Consider the following 16,624-nt stretch of genomic DNA (forward strand, 5'->3'; position numbering starts at 1 on the left):
TCAGCTCCGCAGCAATAGTTGTTCGGCGTTACCGCGCATGATGCGTCGCTTCGCCGCGTCGTCGAGCGGATCGAGCAGTTTGACGAAGTCTGCCGGTTCGGCCAGCCCTTCGGCGTGCGGGAAGTCCGAACCCATCACCAGCACGTCGTCGTATCCGAGACTGGCGACGATGCCCGGAATATCGTCCTCCGGGTACGGCACCACGCGGACGTGCCTGCGGAAGATCGCGGACGGCCGCTCGGTCAGCTTGCCACCGATCCAGGGCCCGTTGCGCCCCATCCCCCGGCTCTTGTCCATGTGCTTGATGAAGAACGGCACCCACTCGGCGCCGTGCTCGGCCACCAGCACGTTGAGCTTCGGGAAGCGGCCGAACAGGTTGTCGAAGACCAGCGCCGACAGGGTGTCCTCGATCGGCCGCTGACCGTAGATGTTCATCCACTGCCACGCCGACATGTGCCACGACGCAGGGTCGGGACTGTGTCCCCACGCAGGTGAGATCGCGGTGAAGTACCAGAACGGCATGATGTGGTACACCAGCACGCAGCCGGCCTCTTCGAGCCGCGCGTAAATCGGGTCGAAGTAGGGATCGCCCGGCGACCGCCCGTATGCGGGGCCGGTCGGCAGCATCACGAACTTGGCGCCCGCCGCGATAATGGCCTCCGTCTCGGCGACCGCGGAATCGAGGTCGCGCAGCGACAGCAGCGCCGTGGCGTAGATGCGGTCGTTGTAATTGAAGCCCCACTCCTCGTCGATCCAGCGGTTGAACGACCGCAGGTTGGCGTACAGCGCCGGGGTGTCGTCGACGTAGTGCTCGGCGGCCAGCGCCATCCCGCTGGGATAGATCACCATCCGCTCGACGTTCTGCTTGGCCATCACGGCGAGCCGGGCCGAGCGTTCGATGTACTCGGGTTGCATGGGCTGCGGCTCGTAGGACTCCTCGGGGTTGCCCGAACCCATCTGGCGCAGCATCTCCTTGAGCGAACCCGGGCGGTACGCTACGTCCAGGCCGAGGCCGCCTTCGCTGTTGAACGTCGCCACGCGGCGGCCCGCGAGGATCGCCTCCACCCCGTCGGCCCCGCGGACCGTCGTGATCGCGCGATCCTTGAACGCTTCGGGCAGGTACCGGGTGAATGCGTCGCGTGTCTCATAGCAGTGCGTATCGCAGTCAATGATGCCGTAGTCGAGGATGGTCACCGCGCTGCTCCTTAACTTGCGAGAATGCTTATTCTCTCTTTCAGGAAAAGATACTATCCTCGGTCGGTAATGCCTATCCCGGGATGTCTCGATGGGTGCGGTCGCTGTCGGAAGGGCCACCACGGTGGTGGCCGCCGCCGCGCCAATGCGGAAGGAAAACATGACTGCACCAACGGTATTGACCCCACCTAGCGTAGGCGGTCTGCGTGTCCACGGCTGAACGAGTCGATCTCGACGACCTGCGCGATGCGGTCCGTGATTTCCTTACCGCCCGGTCGCCGAGCAGCGCCGTGCGGGCCGCGATGGAAATCCAAGCCGACTATGACGACCGGATCTGGCGTGAGCTCACCGCCGACCTCGGCCTGGCCGCGATCGCGGTGCCCGAGGAGTTCGGGGGCGCCGGGGCTGGTATGGGGGAGCTGGCGGTCGTCTTCGAGGAGATGGGCGCGGCCCTGCTGTGCGCGCCGTTCTTCTCAACGGTCGGGCTGGCGATCCCGACGCTGCTCGAAAGCGGTGACGCGGCCGCGATGCGAAAGTACCTGCCCCGTCTGGTCGACGGTGCGAGTACCGCCACCGTGGCCTTCAACGGAACCCTCGATGCCTGGGACCCCGCCGCCGTGACGCTCACGGCGGCCGGCGACGGTTCCAACTATCGACTCCGGGGCGACGCTGGCTTCGTCCTCGACGGTCAAACGGCGAATATCATTCTGGCCGCTGCGAATACGCCCGCAGGCACTTCACTGTTCGCGGTCAGCGCGGATGCCGACGGACTGCGCCGCGAGCCGCTGGCAACGCTCGACCGTACGCGCAAGGTCGCCAGGCTGCGCTTCGACGGCGCCACCGCCCGGTTGATCGGCGACGACGGCGGCGCCGCAGCCGGCCTGGAGCGGGCATATCACCTTGCGGTCATCGCGCTCGCTGCCGAACAGTTGGGTGCGGCCCAACGATGCCTCGACATGGCCGTGAGCTATGCGAAGGAAAGGATCCAGTTCGGTCGCGCCATCGGCAGCTTTCAGGCTGTCAAGCACCGCTGCGCGGACATGCTCGTGCTGGTGGAGGGCGCCCGGTCAGCGGTGCAGCACGCTGCCGAGGTTCCCGACGATGACCTGTCGGTGGCCGCCTCGGTGGCCAAACTGTCGTGCTCGGAGGCGTTCCTCCAGGTGGCGCTGGACAACATGCGAATCCACGGCGGCATCGGATTCACCTGGGAGCACGACGCGCACCTGTATGTCCGTCGGGCCAAGGCCAGCCAGTTGATCTTCGGCAGTCCCGACCACCACGCCCAGCGTCTGGCGACGCTGGTCACCTCATCCAGTTCCCGGCCGGAAGGACCATCGTGACCATCTCGTACTCGCTCGAACTGCCCACCCAGCGGGTGGAAGCCGTCGAAGAGTTCGTCTCCGCCGACGCGATCGCCGAGATCGCCCGAGTCGCCGAGGCCACCGGGTTCGGTGCGGTCCACGTCACCGACCATCCCGCTCCCGACGCCAAGTGGCTCGACCACGGTGGCCACCACGCGCTCGACCCGTTCGTCGCGCTCTCGTTCGCGGCCGCGACGACCACCGGCGTCAAGCTGTTGACCAACGTCTACATCGCCGCGTACCGCAACCCCTTCCTGGGCGCGAAGTCGATTCAAAGCCTCGCGGTCCTGTCCGGGGGCAGGCTCATCCTCGGCACCGCCGCCGGCTATCTGAAGCCTGAATTCAAAGCACTGGGAATCGATTTCGACACCCGGGGCGCGCTGCTCGACGAGGCGCTCGACATCCTGAGCAAGGTGATGACCGGTGCGGACACCGCCTACGAAGGCACGTCGTTCAACGCTCGCGGGGTCCGGCTGCGGCCGGTGCCTGCGACTCCCCCGCCGGTCTGGGTCGGCGGCAACAGCAAGCCCGCCATTCGGCGCGCGGTGTCACGTGCCCAGGGCTGGGCGCCGTTCAACACCTTCGGCTACGCGACCGCGTCCCGGACCGCGGAAATCTCTACCCTGGAGGATCTGGAACCGGCGATCGCGTGGGCGAACAAGTACGCCGCCGAGATCGGTCGCACCGAACCGCTGGATATCTGCTTCTCGGCGGGCAATCTGCTCGACGACAGCAAGTCGACCGACGAACGGCACGCCACAATCGCGCGGCTGGAGGCGATGGGCGTGACGTGGCTGACCATCGCGCCCCAGGGCGGCAACCGGTCCGAGGTCATCGACTACGCGCACTCGTTCGCCGAGGAGTTCATCTCATAAGGCTGTTCGCAACGAACCCGTCGACGGTGATGCGCCGGTGCGCGAACAACCATTGTCCCGTGCCCGGTATCAGGACATCGCGATACCGACCCCAATGGTCGAGTCCGACATCGGTGTGGACGGCGAAGTAGCTGCTGACCTCGGCGCGATCCCGGGCGACCGCGCCGAAGCGGATACTCGAAACATGGTGGCGGACGTGAGATGGGCCCTGTCGAGCCGAACCGCGGTCCCCCGCCATGGCTGCGCCGAGCCCCGCCTCGATGGCCGCGGGACCCGTCAGCGGTTCGGTGCCACCACTGAATTCCAGGACGCCGCCGGCCGCGAAGCACTGCGCCAGCGCGTGTAGATCGAACCGATCGGTGGCCGCGGTGTAATCGGCCAGCGTCTGTCGAACAAACTCTCGTACTTCCAACTCCCAGCTGTACATCTGCGCTCCCGTAAACACAAGTTGCCGACACACGATAACGTGTGTTCTCATGCCACCACCAACGCTGCTCGATCTGCTCAATCCAGCTACCACCGCACTGGTCACCCAGGAGTGCCAAGGCGGGGTGATCGGCCCGCAAGCCGGCCTGCCGATGCTCGCCGAAGAGGCACGCCGTGAGGCGATTCCGAACATCGCCAGGCTGCTGGACGCGGCGCGGTCGGCCGGCGTCACGGTGGTGCACTGCCTGATCGAGAAGCGCCAGGACAACCGCGGGGCCAACACCAACGCCAGGCTGTTCATGGCGGGTAAGTCCTTTCCCGCTGAGTTGACGCCCGGAAGTCCCGGCGCCTCCCTGCTCCCGGAGCTCGGCCAGGCCCCCAGCGACATCGTCCTCACCCGTCTGCATGGCGTCGGACCGATGACCGGAACAGACCTTGACTCGGTTCTCCGCAACATGAACATCAAGACAATTGTGGGAGTGGGTGTTTCGGTCAACGTCGCGATCACGAACTTCGCCATGGACGCCGTCAACCGCAGTTACCAATTCGTGCTGCCCCGCGACGCGGTGAGCGGGTATCCACGCGAGTACGCGGAGTCGGTCATCGACAACACGTTGGCCCTGCTCGCGACAGTGACCACGACCGACGCGGTGGTGCAAGCGTGGAAGGAGCTAGCAGCCACCTAACCCCGGTCTGGATGTAGTCCAGGCTTTGGTGATAACGTCCTTCTCATTAACCGTAAATGGTCATATTCGCTGCTCTGAGGAGGTCGGCTCCATGTCTACCCGCTCCCTGCCGTACCCGGTCTTCGACATCGACAACCACATGTACGAGACGACAGACGCCCTCACGAAGTACCTGCCCAAGGAGCACAAAGGCAAGGTCGGCTACGTGGAGGTGAACGGCAGGCCGAAGCTGGTCGTCAAGGATCACATCAGCCACATGATCCCCAACCCGACGTTCGAACGGGTGGCACGGCCGGGCAGCGCAGAGGACTACTTCCTGGGAAACAATCCCGAGGGATTGAACTTTCGCGAATTCATCGGTGAGCCCATGGACGTCATTCCTGCCTACCAGTCACCGGCACCTCGACTGGAACTCATGGACGAACTGGGAATCGACCAGTGCGTGATGTACCCGACCCTCGCCAGCCTCATCGAGGAGCGCACCACCGACGACGTGGTCCTGACCCACGCCATCATCCATGCCCTCAACGAGTGGATGCATGAACATTGGACCTTCAACTACCAGGACCGCATCTTCGCCACCCCGGTGATCTGCCTCCCACTGGTCGACGAGGCCATCAAAGAGTTCCACTGGTGTCTCGAGCGCGGTATGAAGACCTTCCTGGTGCGACCCGCACCGGTGCCGAGCCGGTTCGGCGGCTCGCGCTCGATGGGCCTGCCGGAGTTCGACCCGTTCTGGCAGGAGGTCGTCGACGCCGGCATCCCCGTGACGTTCCACGCCGCCGACAGCGGTTACCAGAAGCACCTCATGGAGTGGGAGGGCGGCGACGAGTACCTGTCGTTCAAGCCCAGCGCGCTGCGCGAGGTGGTGATGGGCTTCCGGGCGATGGAGGACACCCTGGCCGCGCTGATCTGCCACGGCGCCCTGTCCCGCTTCCCGGACCTCAAGGTACTCGTCGTGGAGAACGGCAGCGGTTGGGTGCGCAACCTTTTGCGTCTGCTCGACAAGGCGTACCGGACGATGCCGAAAGAGTTCGACGAGCACCCCGTCGACGTCTTCAAGCGCAACGTCTACATCCACCCGTTCCTCGAGGACGACGTGAAGGGGATCGTCGACATCATGGGTGAGGATCACGTGATGTTCGGCTCCGACTTCCCCCATCCAGAAGGTATCGGCGACCCGCTGAGCTTCGTCGACCGGCTGGAGGGGTTGCCCGACTCCACGAAGGCGAAGATCATGGGCGGCAACGCGATCGAGCAGTTGGGACTCAACAGGGTTCCGGCATGACGCAAACGTTACCGAAGCAGTACCAGGGCGTCGCGGAATTCCAGGCGCACGTCGGGGAGCACCTCGGGTACAGCGGCTGGCGAGGGGTCACCCAGAAGGAGATCGACCTGTTCGCCGAGGCCACCGGCGATCACCAGTGGATCCACGTCGACACGGAGAAGGCCGCGAAGGGCCCCTACGGTAAGACGATCGCCCACGGCTATCTGACGCTCTCCTTGGTGCCAGTACTGGTGCAGCAGATCTACCAGGTGACGGGCTTGTCGATGCAGGTGAACTACGGCGTGGACAAGCTCCGCTTTCCGGCGCCCGTACCCGTTGACTCACGCATCCGTGCGGGCGCCGAGCTGATCAAGGTGGAGCGCACCGGTACCGGGGCCCGGGCCACGGTGCGGGTCACGGTCGAGGTCGAGGGCTCTGATCGGCCGGCGTGCGTGGTGGACACCATCGCCGCGATGGTCGATTAGGCGCGTTCCCGACCGAGCACCCTCCCCGCGAGCAGACGCCAACCCCCCCAAAGTGGCACACTTTTAGGGGTTTTCGCGTCTGCTCCCCACGGGGGACGTCAGGCGTTCAGCAGCCGTTCGCCGATGACCTGCCGCTCACGCAGGGCCGCAATCTCTGCCGGCGTCAGGCCCAGCTCGCCGAGTACCTCGTCATTGTGCTGACCCAGCGTCGGCGACGGCGAACGGTGATGGCGTGACGGCCCAGGAGTGATCCGAAACGGCCAGCCCGGGAAGCGCTGTCGCCCGGCGATGCGATGGTCGAGATCCTCGTAGAATCCCCGCGCGTCGAGTTGATCGACGTCGTACATCCGATCGCCGGTCATCAGTCGCTGTGCGGGCACACCCCGCTGAAGCAGCGCTTCGGCGAAATCCTCGGCCGACCGCGTCGCGGCGCATTCGGCGATCACCTCGTCGAGCTCGTCGTGATGCGCCAACCGGGCATCCGTCGAGACGAACCTGGGGTCGTCGCGCAGCTCGGGGCGACCGATGACCTCGGTGACCGCGGCCCAATCGGTGTCATCCCGCACGGAAACCGCGACCCAATCGTCTTCCCCTTGCGCACGGTAGACACCTTGCGCATAGTCGCGGTGCCGATTGCCCTCACGTTCCCGCACCCGTTTGGTCATCGAATACTCGATGACCGGTTCGGCGGTGACCGCGGCGCCGACCTCGATCTGAGCCACTTCGATCAGCTGCCCCTCACCGGTCCGGCGTCGGTGCTCGAGTGCGGCGAGCAACGCCACCGTCGCATGCACGCCCGCGATGGGATCGGCCGGTCCCTGCAGATTGCACGGCGGACCGTCGGCATATCCGGTGACCGCCGACATCCCCGCCAGCTGTTCGATGTTCAGGGCCCAGCCGACGTAATCGCGCCACGGGCCCTCCAGGCCGAAGCCGGGCATGCGGACCATGATCACCCCGGGGTTGATCTTCACCAGCGAGTCGTAGTCCAACCCGAACTGTTCGACCACCCGGGGCGAGAAGTTCTCGATCACCACGTCAGCCTCGGCCGCCAGGCGCAACGCCAACTCTCGGCCGGTGTCGCTGCCGAGGTCGAGAGTGACGTCGCGCTTGTTCAGGTTGGTGCCCTGCCATAACGGCCCGATCTCGTACCAGTCGTCGCTGCTGCGCAGCAGAGAACCCGAGTAACGATGCCCGTCGGGACGCTGGATCGACTCGACCTTGATCACGTCGGCGCCGAACGCGCCGAGGTAGCACGTCAGATACGCCCCCGCCCAGAAGGTGCTGAGGTCGAACACTTTCAGCCCGGCGAACGGACGCGCCGCATCGGCAGCCCTCTCGCCTTGGTGCCCCGCGTCGCGCTGTCCGCTGGCCTCCCACCGCACGGTGTCGACAGTGCCGATGACCGGCGCCGGCCCCGGCGCGGGTACCGGAGTTTTCGACAGCCGGAAGGGCGCGCCTGGACGTTGGAAGCGCGCACCATCGGGGCCCGCCTCGACGAAGAAGTCGCGCTCGCGGTATTGCGGGCAGTCCAAGATCGAGGATCCGTCGTTGATCGGAGCGGCCGGAATTCGCATGGCCTGGCTCAATTCCACCAGTTCGGCGACCGGCATCGAATCCAGCCAGGGCTGTGCCTTCGCGAAGAACTCGTCACGCTCCGGACCGCCCAGCATTATGGCGAGTTGATGTTCGCCGAACTCCGGCAGCCCCATCATCGCGCACACGTCCAGCCAGTGCTGCCCGGTCAGGCAGTTGATCCCGATCCAGCCGTCGGCTGCCCGCACGATGCCGAGCATCGGCGCGGCCTTCGAGTTCGTCGGCAGCCCCATGCTTTTCAGCCGCTCAGCAAGCAACATCGGATACGGCAGTGTGCTCAACAGCGACTCGAAAGCCGAGACGTCGGCTTCCACCACCCGGCCCTGCTCCGCGTTGGAGATACGCAGCGCGGTCAGCGCCGCGAGTGCCGCATAGCCCCCGACGATGTACTCGGGTATGCGCGCGCCAGCTTGTACCGGCGCCCGGCCGAACTCGCGGGTGTTGACCCATCCCGACGCGGCCTGCAGCGTCAGCGGTGTCGACGGTTGCGACCGCCGCGGGCCGTCTTGACCGTAGTCGGAGACCCTGACGACCACGAGGTCGGGGTTGAGCTGTTGCAGGGACTCACGGTCGAGTCCCCACTCGAACCGGTCGGCCGAGCCGGCGGGCAGATCCTCGACCAGCAGGTCGGCCTGCGCGATCAGCTCGTGAGCTCGCGCCAGACCGGCTGATGTCCCGAGATCGACTGTCAGTCCGTGTTTTCCAGCGTTCAAGTACTCGAACAGCCCGCCGTGCCGCGGTGCGCCATCGTGGAACGGACCCCATCTGCGCAGCGGATCGCCCTGCGGCGACTCGATCTTGCACACCTCGGCACCGAGGTCGTTGAGAAGCTTCGTGCAGTACGGCGCCGCGATCTCGCTGCCCAGCTCGACGACCCGCAGTCCGGCCAGGGCTTCCCTCACGCCGGAACCCCGATTGCCTTGGGTTCCATGTAGGCCCGCAAGCCCATCACCCCGCCCTCACGGCCGATGCCGCTCTGTTTGAAGCCGCCGAAGGGCGCGTCACCGGGAATGGTGCCGTTGATCGACACCTGCCCGGTCCTGATGCGCCGCGCGACCCCAAGCGCCCGATCGACATCGGTACCCCACACCGCACCGCCGAGCCCGTAGGCGGAGTCGTTGGCGATGGCCACGGCCTCGTCGTCGCCACGGTAGCGCAGCACCGTCAACACCGGACCGAAGACCTCCTCCTGCGCGATGTAGGAGTCGGCGCTGGTGTCGGTCAGGATTGTCGGCTCGAAATAGAATCCACCCGAGGGGTTTTCGTGCCGCACACCGCCGGTCACCACCTTCGAGCCGTCCGATTCGGCGCGCCGGACGAAACCCTCGACGCGCTCCAGATGCTGCCTGCTGATCAGCGGTCCCATCGTCACCCCGTCGTCGGTGGGGTTGCCGACCGTCACCGCGCGCGCGAGCTCGGCGAGCCGGTCGACGACCTCGTCGTGCAGCGCGTCGGGCACCACCAGCCGGCTGTTGAGGATGCACGCCTGCCCCGCGTGCAGTGTGCAGCCCTCGAACAACAGCCGCTCGAGCAGCTCGTCGGTGATCTCCACATCGTCGAGCAGCACACAGGCCGACTTGCCACCGCATTCCAGCAGGATCCGCTTCATCGTTGTCGCCGCGCCGGCCATCACGTCGCGACCGACCGACGAGCTACCGGTGAAGCTCGCCATGTCCACGCGTGGGTCGAGGGTCAGCATCCTGCTGGCGTCAAGCCCGGTCGGGGTGACAACGTTCACGACGCCGGGGGGAATGTCGGTGTCCTCCAGGATGATTCGCGCAAGCGCCAGGCCGGCCAGCGGCGTGAGAGGCGAAGGCTTGAGGACGAGGGTGTTGCCCGCGGCCAGCGCTGCGCCCAGCTTCATCACGTTCAGGGTGTGCGGGAAGTTCCAGGGTGTCATGGCCGCGACGACGCCAAGGGGCTCGTACCGCAACAGCGTCGTGCCCGCCGCACCCCATGCGTCCATGGGCGCTTCGGCCGGCTCGAGCGCGAGTTCGGCGGCGTGGCCGACCATGAAGGCGGGGCCGTCGACGTGGATCAGTCGTTCGTTTGCTGTGCAGCCCCACTCGGTCTGGGCCAGCGCGTAGATCTCGTCACCGCGGGCGAGCAGCGCATCGCTCAACTGCTGCAAACAGCGCGCCCGTTCCGCCGGCGCCGCCGTTGCCCATGGACCGCTGTCGAAAGCGGTCCGCGCGGCGGCGATGGCCTGTTCGACCTGTGCGGTGCCGGCGTCCGGCGCGGTCGCGATGACCGTCTCGGTGGCCGGATTCGTCACGTCGTACCGGCCGCTGTCCGGCGCCACCCAACCGCCGTCGATGAACAGGTCATAGCTGTCGACAAGGCTGGACGCGGCCATCAGATCACTGGACCTTCCCGGTTCTCCGCCTGGTGGTGACCACCGTCCCAGTCAGGCACACGCTGTCCGACATCAGTGACATGTGTGTACACCGCTTCATGGTGGCACGTCAACAAACACGCTAATTTCCTGGCGGAATGCCGATTGACAGCCACGTCACCCGTAGAGTAGACACAGAATCGGCGGACATTGCAGCGCAATGTGTCCGATGTCCGATTCGTCGAGGAGAGCCCGCGGTGCCCACAGAATCCACGTCCCGACCCACCTCCGCCCACCCGCTGCACTCCCCGGACTTCTACGCGGGCGACCCGTATCCGGCTTATCGCGAACTGCGCAACAGCACGCCGGTGGTATGGAACGACGTCACCGACTTCTGGGCGTTGACCAAGTACGAGGACGTGCGGTTCGTTTCCGGTCATCCCCTGCTGTTCTCGTCGACACGCGGCATCACCATCCCGGATCCCAGCCAGCCCGAACCCGTCCAGGAAGGCAACCTGATCTTCACGGACCCGCCCCGGCACCGGCAGCTGCGCAAGCTCATCAACGCCGGGTTCACCCGCCGCCAGGTGTCGTTGCTGGAACCCAAGATCCGCAACATCGTCAACGGCATCGTCGGCGGCATCGACCCCTCCCGGGAGTACGAGTTCGCCCAGGAGATCGCCGCACCCCTGCCCACCAGGATGATCGCCGAGATGCTCGGCGCCCCGCCCGAGGACTGGGAGAAGTTCCGCACCTGGTCGGACGCGGCCGTCGGCACCGCGGACCCCGACATCGAGATGGATCACCTCGTCGCACTCGGCGAGCTCTACGCGTACTTCACCGAGCTGATCGACGCCCGGCGCTCCGGCAAGGTCTCCGGGCAGGACGATCTGTTGAGCATCCTGGCCGCCGCCGAGGTCGACGGGGAGCGCCTCAGCGACGCCGATCTGCTCAACTTCTCGTTCCTGCTTCTGGTGGCGGGTAACGAGACCACCCGCAACCTCATCGCGCTGGGCACCGTGGCGCTGCTGCAGTATCCCGACCAGTTTGCGCTGCTTCGTTCGGATCCGTCACTGCTGACGTGCGCGGTCGAGGAGATGTTGCGATTCACCAGCCCGGTGACGCACATGGCGCGCAGGGCCACCGAAGACGTCGAGATCCGCGGACAGAGGATCAGGGCCGGTGACACGGTTGTGATGTTGTACGGCTCGGCCAACCGGGACGAGGAGATCTTCGGCCCCACCAGCGAAGAGTTCGACATCACCCGGAACCCCAACCCGCACATCGCCTTCGGCGCCGGTGAACATGCCTGCCTCGGTGCTCAGCTGGCGCGACTGGAGGCCCGGATCATGTTCGAGGTCCTCCTCGGTGCCTACCCGAGCATCGAGCTGACCGGCGACGTGACCCGGCTGCGCGCGACGATGGTGCCGGGCGTCAAACGCATGCCGGTGCGCTTGGGGGCGAGCCGCTGATGGATTTCGACTACACACCCGAACAGGAGCGACTCCGAGAAGAATTCCGGGAGCGGCTGGCGGCCGTGATGACCCCGGAGCGGCGCGCAGCGGTCGCAGTCCGGATGGAAGGCGGCGACGCGGTGCGGGAGTGCAGGCGGGCGCTGGGCGAAGCCGGCCTGCTGGGCGTCGCGTGGCCGGTGGAGTACGGCGGCCGCGGGCTGACCGCGCTGGAGCAGTACATCTTCAACGAAGAGGCGCGCCGGGTGCACGCACCGTTGCCGATGATCACGCTCAACACCGTCGGCCCCACCCTGATCCAATACGGCACCGAGGAGCAGAAGCAGAAGTTCCTGCCCGCGATCCTTCAGGGCACCGTCGACTTCGCGATCGGCTACTCCGAACCCGGCGCGGGCAGCGACCTGGCGTCGTTGCGCACCACTGCGGTCCGCGACGGTGATGAGTTCGTCATCAACGGCTCCAAGATGTTCACCAGCGGCGCGGAGTTCGCAGACTTCATCTGGCTGGCGGCACGCACCGACCCAGAAGCCAAAAAACACAAGGGCATCACGGTGTTCATCGTGCCAACCGACTCGCCGGGATTCTCCTGGAAGCCGCTGCACACCATGCCTGGTGTGTCGACCTACTACACGTTCTACGACGACGTGCGGGTACCCGAGAGTGCCATCGTGCTCGGCGAGAACCAAGGCTGGAAGCTGGTGACCAACCAGCTGAACCTCGAACGCGCCGCGCTGGGCAATCTCGGCGCGCTCGAGCCGCTGTTCGCCAAGACCCTGGAGTGGGCGAGGACCACACCGCTGGACGACGGACGCGTGATCGACCAGCCATGGGTCCAGCAGGCGCTCGCCCGCGTCGAGGCGCAGGTCGCCGCCTACCGACTGCTCAACCTGCGGGTCAACACCAACATGAGCTCCGGCGCCCTCGGCATGGGAGAAGCCTCCGCGGCAAAGGTTTTCGGCACCGAACTCACCCAGCAGGTGGCCCGCGAGCTGCTCGACGTGGTCGGGCAGGCCGGTACACGCAAGGGCTCCGACGCGCCGCTGAGGGGTGAGCTCGAGAGCGCCTACCGGCTGGCCGTCATCAACACCTTCGGGGGCGGTGCGAACGAACTGCAACGCGACATCATCGCCATGGCCGGCCTCGGGATGCCACGGGCACCCCGTGACATGCGAGCGTCCTGAAAGGAATCCCAGCAGTGACCGACACAGCCAAAGACGACCTGCGTGAACGCCTCGACGCACTCATCGGCATGCCCACCGACGGCGTGGGCAAGCCCGTGCACGCGCCGGATCCCGTGAACACGGCGATGATCCGGCACTGGGCGTACGCCATCGGCGACATGAACCCGGCCTACCTCGATCCCGAGTTCGCCGAGAACTCGCGCTACGGCGGGATCGTCTCACCGCCGGTAATGTTGCAGAGCTGGACGATGCCTCCGCCGAAGCTGGAGGGCATTCACGAGCGCGGTGGCGTGCCGATCGAGATGAAGGGCGAGAATCCCCTGCAGTTCCTCTCCGATGCGGGCTACACCGGCATCATCGCGACCAACTCCGAGTTCGAGATCGAGCGGTATCCCCGCGTCGGCGACCAGATCACCTCCGAGACCGTCTTCGAATCGATCTCGGATGAGAAGAAGACGGCCATGGGCAACGGCTTCTTCGTCACGTGGGTCACCACCTACCGCGATCAGGACGGCGAGGTCATCGGGCGCCAATGGTTCCGGACCCTGCGATTCAAGACGGGAAACTGAATGGCCAGCAGACTCGCCCCCTCGATCAGCCCGGACACGGAATTCTTCTGGTCGGGACTCAAAGAGCACGAGCTACGTATCCAGCGCTGTACGGACTGCAAGACGTTGCGGGTACCGCCCCGGCCGATGTGCGGCGGCTGCCAGTCGCTGAATTGGGACTACGTGGTGTCCAGCGGGCGCGGCACGGTCTACAGCTTCGTGATGCCGAAATACCCGCCGCTGCCGTTCCTCGAATACCCCTATGTCGTCGCGCTCATCGAGCTCGACGAGGGGGTGCGCATCGTGTCGAACCTCTGCGACATCGAACCGGAGGCGATCGAGGTCGGAATGGCCGTGGAGGTCTTCTATGAGACCTTCGAGGCCCTGCCGAGCGGGGACGAGCTGGTGTTGCATCAGTTCCGGCCGGCCCGCTGAGTGAAGGGAACAGTCAATGGATTTCACCTTCACCGATGAGCAGGAGACCGTCGCCAAGGTGGCCCGACAGCTGTTGGAGCACCGTGCCACACCAGAGCATCTGACCGAGCTCGAGGCGGGCCTCGAATCGGGCCACGTCCGCTACGACGCCGCGCTGTGGTCCGAGCTGGCGGCGGCCGACCTGCTGGGGATCGCGCTGCCCGAGTCCGTCGGCGGCACCGGCGGCGGGTTCCTGGAGCTGGGCGTGCTGCTCAGCGAGGTCGGGTACAGCGTCGCGCCGGTTCCGGTGTACGCGACGCTCGCCCTCGGCGCGGAAGCGATTGCCCGGCACGGTGATTCCGATCTACAACAACGCTATCTACCCGGGGTGGTCGACGGCAGCATCCTGTTGACCTCCGCCCTGGCCGAACCGGGAAACTCCGATCCGACCGCACCGCGCACCACCGCACGGTCCGACGGTGACGTCTGGCGGCTGACCGGCACCAAAGAGTTGGTGCCGGCCGCGCAACTCGCCACGGCGATCGTCGTCTCGGCCGGGACCGAGGACGGGCCGGGGTTGTTCGTCGTCGAGACCGGTGACGGGGTGCAGGTGACGCCTGCGACGACGACCAACGGCGAACCGTTCGCCGACGTCGAGCTGACGGACGCCGTCGGGCGGCGCCTCAGCGAAAACGCCGAAGGCGACATCGGCACCGGCATTGTCAAAGCGCAGGTCACCAGAGCCCTGGTCGGTCTGTGCGCGATGCAGATCGGCGTGACCGAGCGGGCGCTGAAACTGGCCGCCTCCTACACCAGCGAGCGCGAACAGTTCGGGCGTCCCATCGGATCGTTCCAGGCCGTCCAACAACGTCTGGCCGACGCATTCATCGACACCGAGGCGATCCGGTGGACCACCTGGCACGCGACATGGTTGATCGCCAAAGGACGCCCCGCCGAGCGGGAAGCGGCGATCGCCAAGTTCTGGGCCGCCGAAGCCGGGGCGCGCGTCGCCGCGTCGGCTCAGCAGGTGCACGGCGGCATGGGCATCGACGTGACCTATCCCTTGTCTCGATACTTCCTGTGGGCCAAGCAGATTGAACTCACGCTTGGATCCGCTTCCCAGCAGTTGGCCCGGCTTGGCAGAACGTACGCGGAAGGACTGACCCGATGACCTCCACATTGAACCGCACCACCACGCTGGCGTGGAAGGACATCAACGTCGGCGACGATGTGACACCGATGGAAATACCCGTCACCACCACGCTGATCGTGGCCGGCGCCATCGCTTCCCGGGACTACATGCCGGTGCACCACGACCGCGACTTCGCCAACTCCCAAGGGTCCAAGGACATTTTCCTCAACATCCTCACGACGAACGGGCTGTGCGTGAGGTTTCTGCACGACTGGGCGGGACCCGAGGCGATGGTCAAGAAGCTGTCCATCCGGCTCGGGGTGCCCGCCTATCCGAACGACCCGCTGCGGTTCGAGGGCAGCGTGACCGGCAAGTCGTCGGCCAACGGCGAAGGCTTCGTCGAGGTCGCCTTCAAGGGCACCAACAGCCTCGGCGATCACGTCACCGGCACCGCGGTGCTCAGCTTGCTCGACGGAGTCGACGCGTGACGGGCATCGGCGGTAAGGCCGCGCTCGTCGGCATCGGGCAGACCGAGTTCTCCAAGGAGTCGGGCCGGACCGAGATGCAACTCGCTTGCGAGGCAGTCAAAGCCGCGATCGAGGACGCTGGGCTGAGCCCGAAGGACATCGACGGCATGGTGACCTTCACCGTCGACGAGAACGAGGAGATCGAGGTCGCCCGCAACGTCGGCATCGAGAACCTCACGTTCTTCACCCGCGTTCCGCACGGCGGCGGGGCCGCCGCAGGCACCGTGATGCAGGCCGCCATGGCGGTCGCCACGGGTGCCGCCGAAGCGGTCGTCTGCTACCGGGCGTTCAACGAGCGCTCCGGGTTCCGGTTCGGCGGCGCCGGCCGCCAACCCGGCGTGACCCCGCTGTGGATGGCGCCGTATGCCCCGTTCGGATTCATGACGCCCGCGGCCTGGGTCGCCCTGCACGCCCAGCGTTACATGACCACCTACGGGGTCACCAACGCCGACTTCGGCAAGATTTCGGTCATCGACCGCAAGCACGCGGCCAACAACCCCGATGCCTGGTTCTACCAGAAGCCGATCACCCTCGAACAGCACCAGGAGTCCCGCTGGATCATCGAACCGGTGCTGCGGCTGCTCGACTGCTGCCAGGAGAGCGACGGTGGGGTGGCGATGGTGGTCACCAGCGTCGAACGCGCTCGCGATCTCGCCAAGCCGCCTGCCGTGATCACCGCGGCGGCCCAGGGCGCGGCATACGACGGCGAGGTGATGACCAGTTATTACCGCGACGACATCACCGGTCTACCCGAGATGGGGGTGGTCGGCGACAAGCTGTGGCGCAACTCCGGATTGAAACCGGACGACATCTCGACCGCATTTCTCTACGACCATTTCACCCCGTTCGTGTTCACCCAGCTCGAGGAACTCGGATTCTGCGGCCGAGGCGAAGCCAAGGACTTCGTGTCGGTCGACGAGCTCTCGCTGGGCGGCCGGATGCCGATTAACACCAACGGCGGTCTACTCGGCGAGGCCTACATCCACGGGATGAACGGCATTACCGAAGGCGTCCGCCAGATCCGCGGCACGTCCTACAACCAGGTCGACGACGTCGAGCATGTGCTCGTCACGTCGGGGACAGGTGTTCCGACCAGCGGCCTCATCCTGGCTCCCGACCACTGAG

General features: G+C 66.1%; 16 protein-coding genes. 12 read left to right on the forward strand and 4 right to left on the reverse strand.

Features of this window, described 5'->3' with window-relative positions; genetic code table 11:
- On the reverse strand, positions 1 to 1,194 hold the full coding sequence (locus tag ABQE44_RS09905; protein ID WP_448429455.1) for an amidohydrolase family protein: 1,194 nt from the start codon (positions 1,192 to 1,194) through the stop codon (positions 1 to 3).
- Positions 1,195 to 1,400: 206 nt separating this feature from the next.
- On the opposite strand from ABQE44_RS09905, the gene ABQE44_RS09910 reads away from it, so the two are divergent.
- Together ABQE44_RS09910 and ABQE44_RS09915 are read left to right on the forward strand one after the other, a co-directional pair.
- Positions 1,401 to 2,534, forward strand: a complete 1,134-nt coding sequence (locus tag ABQE44_RS09910; protein ID WP_448429457.1) for an acyl-CoA dehydrogenase family protein — start codon at positions 1,401 to 1,403, stop codon at positions 2,532 to 2,534.
- Entirely contained in the window at positions 2,531 to 3,430 is a 900-nt protein-coding gene (locus ABQE44_RS09915) for a TIGR03619 family F420-dependent LLM class oxidoreductase (RefSeq protein WP_448429459.1), read from the forward strand. Before ABQE44_RS09910 ends, ABQE44_RS09915 begins: the two co-directional genes overlap by 4 nt.
- On the opposite strand, the gene ABQE44_RS09920 is transcribed toward ABQE44_RS09915, so the two are convergent.
- Positions 3,420 to 3,857, reverse strand: a complete 438-nt coding sequence (locus ABQE44_RS09920) for a nuclear transport factor 2 family protein (RefSeq protein ID WP_448429577.1) — start codon at positions 3,855 to 3,857, stop codon at positions 3,420 to 3,422. The genes ABQE44_RS09915 and ABQE44_RS09920 overlap by 11 nt on opposite strands.
- A gap of 49 nt (positions 3,858 to 3,906) precedes the next feature.
- Here ABQE44_RS09920 and ABQE44_RS09925 point away from each other — a divergent pair, with 49 nt between their 5' ends.
- The 3 genes from ABQE44_RS09925 to ABQE44_RS09935 all read left to right on the forward strand — a co-directional run bounded on the left by ABQE44_RS09925 (position 3,907) and on the right by ABQE44_RS09935 (position 6,294).
- Complete coding sequence (locus ABQE44_RS09925; protein WP_448429461.1) at positions 3,907 to 4,542, forward strand: cysteine hydrolase family protein; 636 nt, start codon at positions 3,907 to 3,909, stop codon at positions 4,540 to 4,542.
- A 91-nt stretch (positions 4,543 to 4,633) separates the two neighbouring features.
- Positions 4,634 to 5,830 (forward strand): amidohydrolase family protein, encoded by a 1,197-nt coding sequence (locus tag ABQE44_RS09930; RefSeq protein ID WP_448429463.1) that lies wholly within the window; start codon positions 4,634 to 4,636, stop codon positions 5,828 to 5,830.
- Positions 5,827 to 6,294, forward strand: a complete 468-nt coding sequence (locus ABQE44_RS09935) for a MaoC family dehydratase (protein ID WP_448429465.1) — start codon at positions 5,827 to 5,829, stop codon at positions 6,292 to 6,294. The genes ABQE44_RS09930 and ABQE44_RS09935 overlap by 4 nt, the downstream gene beginning before the upstream one ends.
- Before the next feature lie 98 nt (positions 6,295 to 6,392).
- Here ABQE44_RS09935 and ABQE44_RS09940 read toward each other — a convergent pair whose 3' ends face one another.
- Together ABQE44_RS09940 and ABQE44_RS09945 are read right to left on the reverse strand one after the other, a co-directional pair.
- Positions 6,393 to 8,792, reverse strand: a complete 2,400-nt coding sequence (locus ABQE44_RS09940; protein WP_448429467.1) for a CaiB/BaiF CoA transferase family protein — start codon at positions 8,790 to 8,792, stop codon at positions 6,393 to 6,395.
- A complete protein-coding gene (locus ABQE44_RS09945) occupies positions 8,789 to 10,246 on the reverse strand; it encodes an aldehyde dehydrogenase family protein (RefSeq protein WP_448429469.1) in 1,458 nt (485 codons plus the stop codon). The genes ABQE44_RS09940 and ABQE44_RS09945 overlap by 4 nt, the downstream gene beginning before the upstream one ends.
- Before the next feature lie 278 nt (positions 10,247 to 10,524).
- Here ABQE44_RS09945 and ABQE44_RS09950 point away from each other — a divergent pair, with 278 nt between their 5' ends.
- Genes ABQE44_RS09950 through ABQE44_RS09980 form a run of 7 tightly spaced genes read left to right on the forward strand, consistent with a single transcriptional unit; the run spans position 10,525 to position 16,623 of the window.
- On the forward strand, positions 10,525 to 11,697 hold the full coding sequence (locus ABQE44_RS09950) for a cytochrome P450 (protein ID WP_448429579.1): 1,173 nt from the start codon (positions 10,525 to 10,527) through the stop codon (positions 11,695 to 11,697).
- Positions 11,697 to 12,878, forward strand: a complete 1,182-nt coding sequence (locus ABQE44_RS09955) for an acyl-CoA dehydrogenase family protein (protein ID WP_448429471.1) — start codon at positions 11,697 to 11,699, stop codon at positions 12,876 to 12,878. The genes ABQE44_RS09950 and ABQE44_RS09955 overlap by 1 nt, the downstream gene beginning before the upstream one ends.
- Before the next feature lie 14 nt (positions 12,879 to 12,892).
- A complete protein-coding gene (locus ABQE44_RS09960; protein ID WP_416584755.1) occupies positions 12,893 to 13,447 on the forward strand; it encodes an FAS1-like dehydratase domain-containing protein in 555 nt (184 codons plus the stop codon).
- Complete coding sequence (locus ABQE44_RS09965; protein ID WP_448392550.1) at positions 13,448 to 13,861, forward strand: Zn-ribbon domain-containing OB-fold protein; 414 nt, start codon at positions 13,448 to 13,450, stop codon at positions 13,859 to 13,861.
- Positions 13,862 to 13,877: 16 nt separating this feature from the next.
- Positions 13,878 to 15,011, forward strand: a complete 1,134-nt coding sequence (locus ABQE44_RS09970) for an acyl-CoA dehydrogenase family protein (protein ID WP_448392551.1) — start codon at positions 13,878 to 13,880, stop codon at positions 15,009 to 15,011.
- Positions 15,008 to 15,460, forward strand: a complete 453-nt coding sequence (locus ABQE44_RS09975) for a MaoC family dehydratase (RefSeq protein WP_448392552.1) — start codon at positions 15,008 to 15,010, stop codon at positions 15,458 to 15,460. Before ABQE44_RS09970 ends, ABQE44_RS09975 begins: the two co-directional genes overlap by 4 nt.
- Positions 15,457 to 16,623: a lipid-transfer protein gene (locus tag ABQE44_RS09980; protein WP_448392553.1), complete on the forward strand. Its 1,167-nt coding sequence runs from the start codon at positions 15,457 to 15,459 to the stop codon at positions 16,621 to 16,623. The genes ABQE44_RS09975 and ABQE44_RS09980 overlap by 4 nt, the downstream gene beginning before the upstream one ends.
- Position 16,624 lies beyond the last annotated feature (1 nt).

The organism is Mycolicibacterium sp. XJ2546 (assembly GCF_053483195.1).

Excerpts from the sequence above, each read along its gene's own strand:
- ABQE44_RS09965 (WP_448392550.1), top strand. The coding sequence starts at position 13,448 with ATGGCCAGCAGACTCGCCCCCTCGATCAGCCCGGACACGGAATTCTTC.
- ABQE44_RS09945 (WP_448429469.1), bottom strand. The coding sequence starts at position 10,246 with ATGGCCGCGTCCAGCCTTGTCGACAGCTATGACCTGTTCATCGACGGC.
- ABQE44_RS09935 (WP_448429465.1), top strand. The coding sequence starts at position 5,827 with ATGACGCAAACGTTACCGAAGCAGTACCAGGGCGTCGCGGAATTCCAG.
- ABQE44_RS09930 (WP_448429463.1), top strand. The coding sequence starts at position 4,634 with ATGTCTACCCGCTCCCTGCCGTACCCGGTCTTCGACATCGACAACCAC.
- ABQE44_RS09920 (WP_448429577.1), bottom strand. The coding sequence starts at position 3,857 with ATGTACAGCTGGGAGTTGGAAGTACGAGAGTTTGTTCGACAGACGCTG.
- ABQE44_RS09955 (WP_448429471.1), top strand. The coding sequence starts at position 11,697 with ATGGATTTCGACTACACACCCGAACAGGAGCGACTCCGAGAAGAATTC.
- ABQE44_RS09970 (WP_448392551.1), top strand. The coding sequence starts at position 13,878 with ATGGATTTCACCTTCACCGATGAGCAGGAGACCGTCGCCAAGGTGGCC.
- ABQE44_RS09925 (WP_448429461.1), top strand. The coding sequence starts at position 3,907 with ATGCCACCACCAACGCTGCTCGATCTGCTCAATCCAGCTACCACCGCA.
- ABQE44_RS09975 (WP_448392552.1), top strand. The coding sequence starts at position 15,008 with ATGACCTCCACATTGAACCGCACCACCACGCTGGCGTGGAAGGACATC.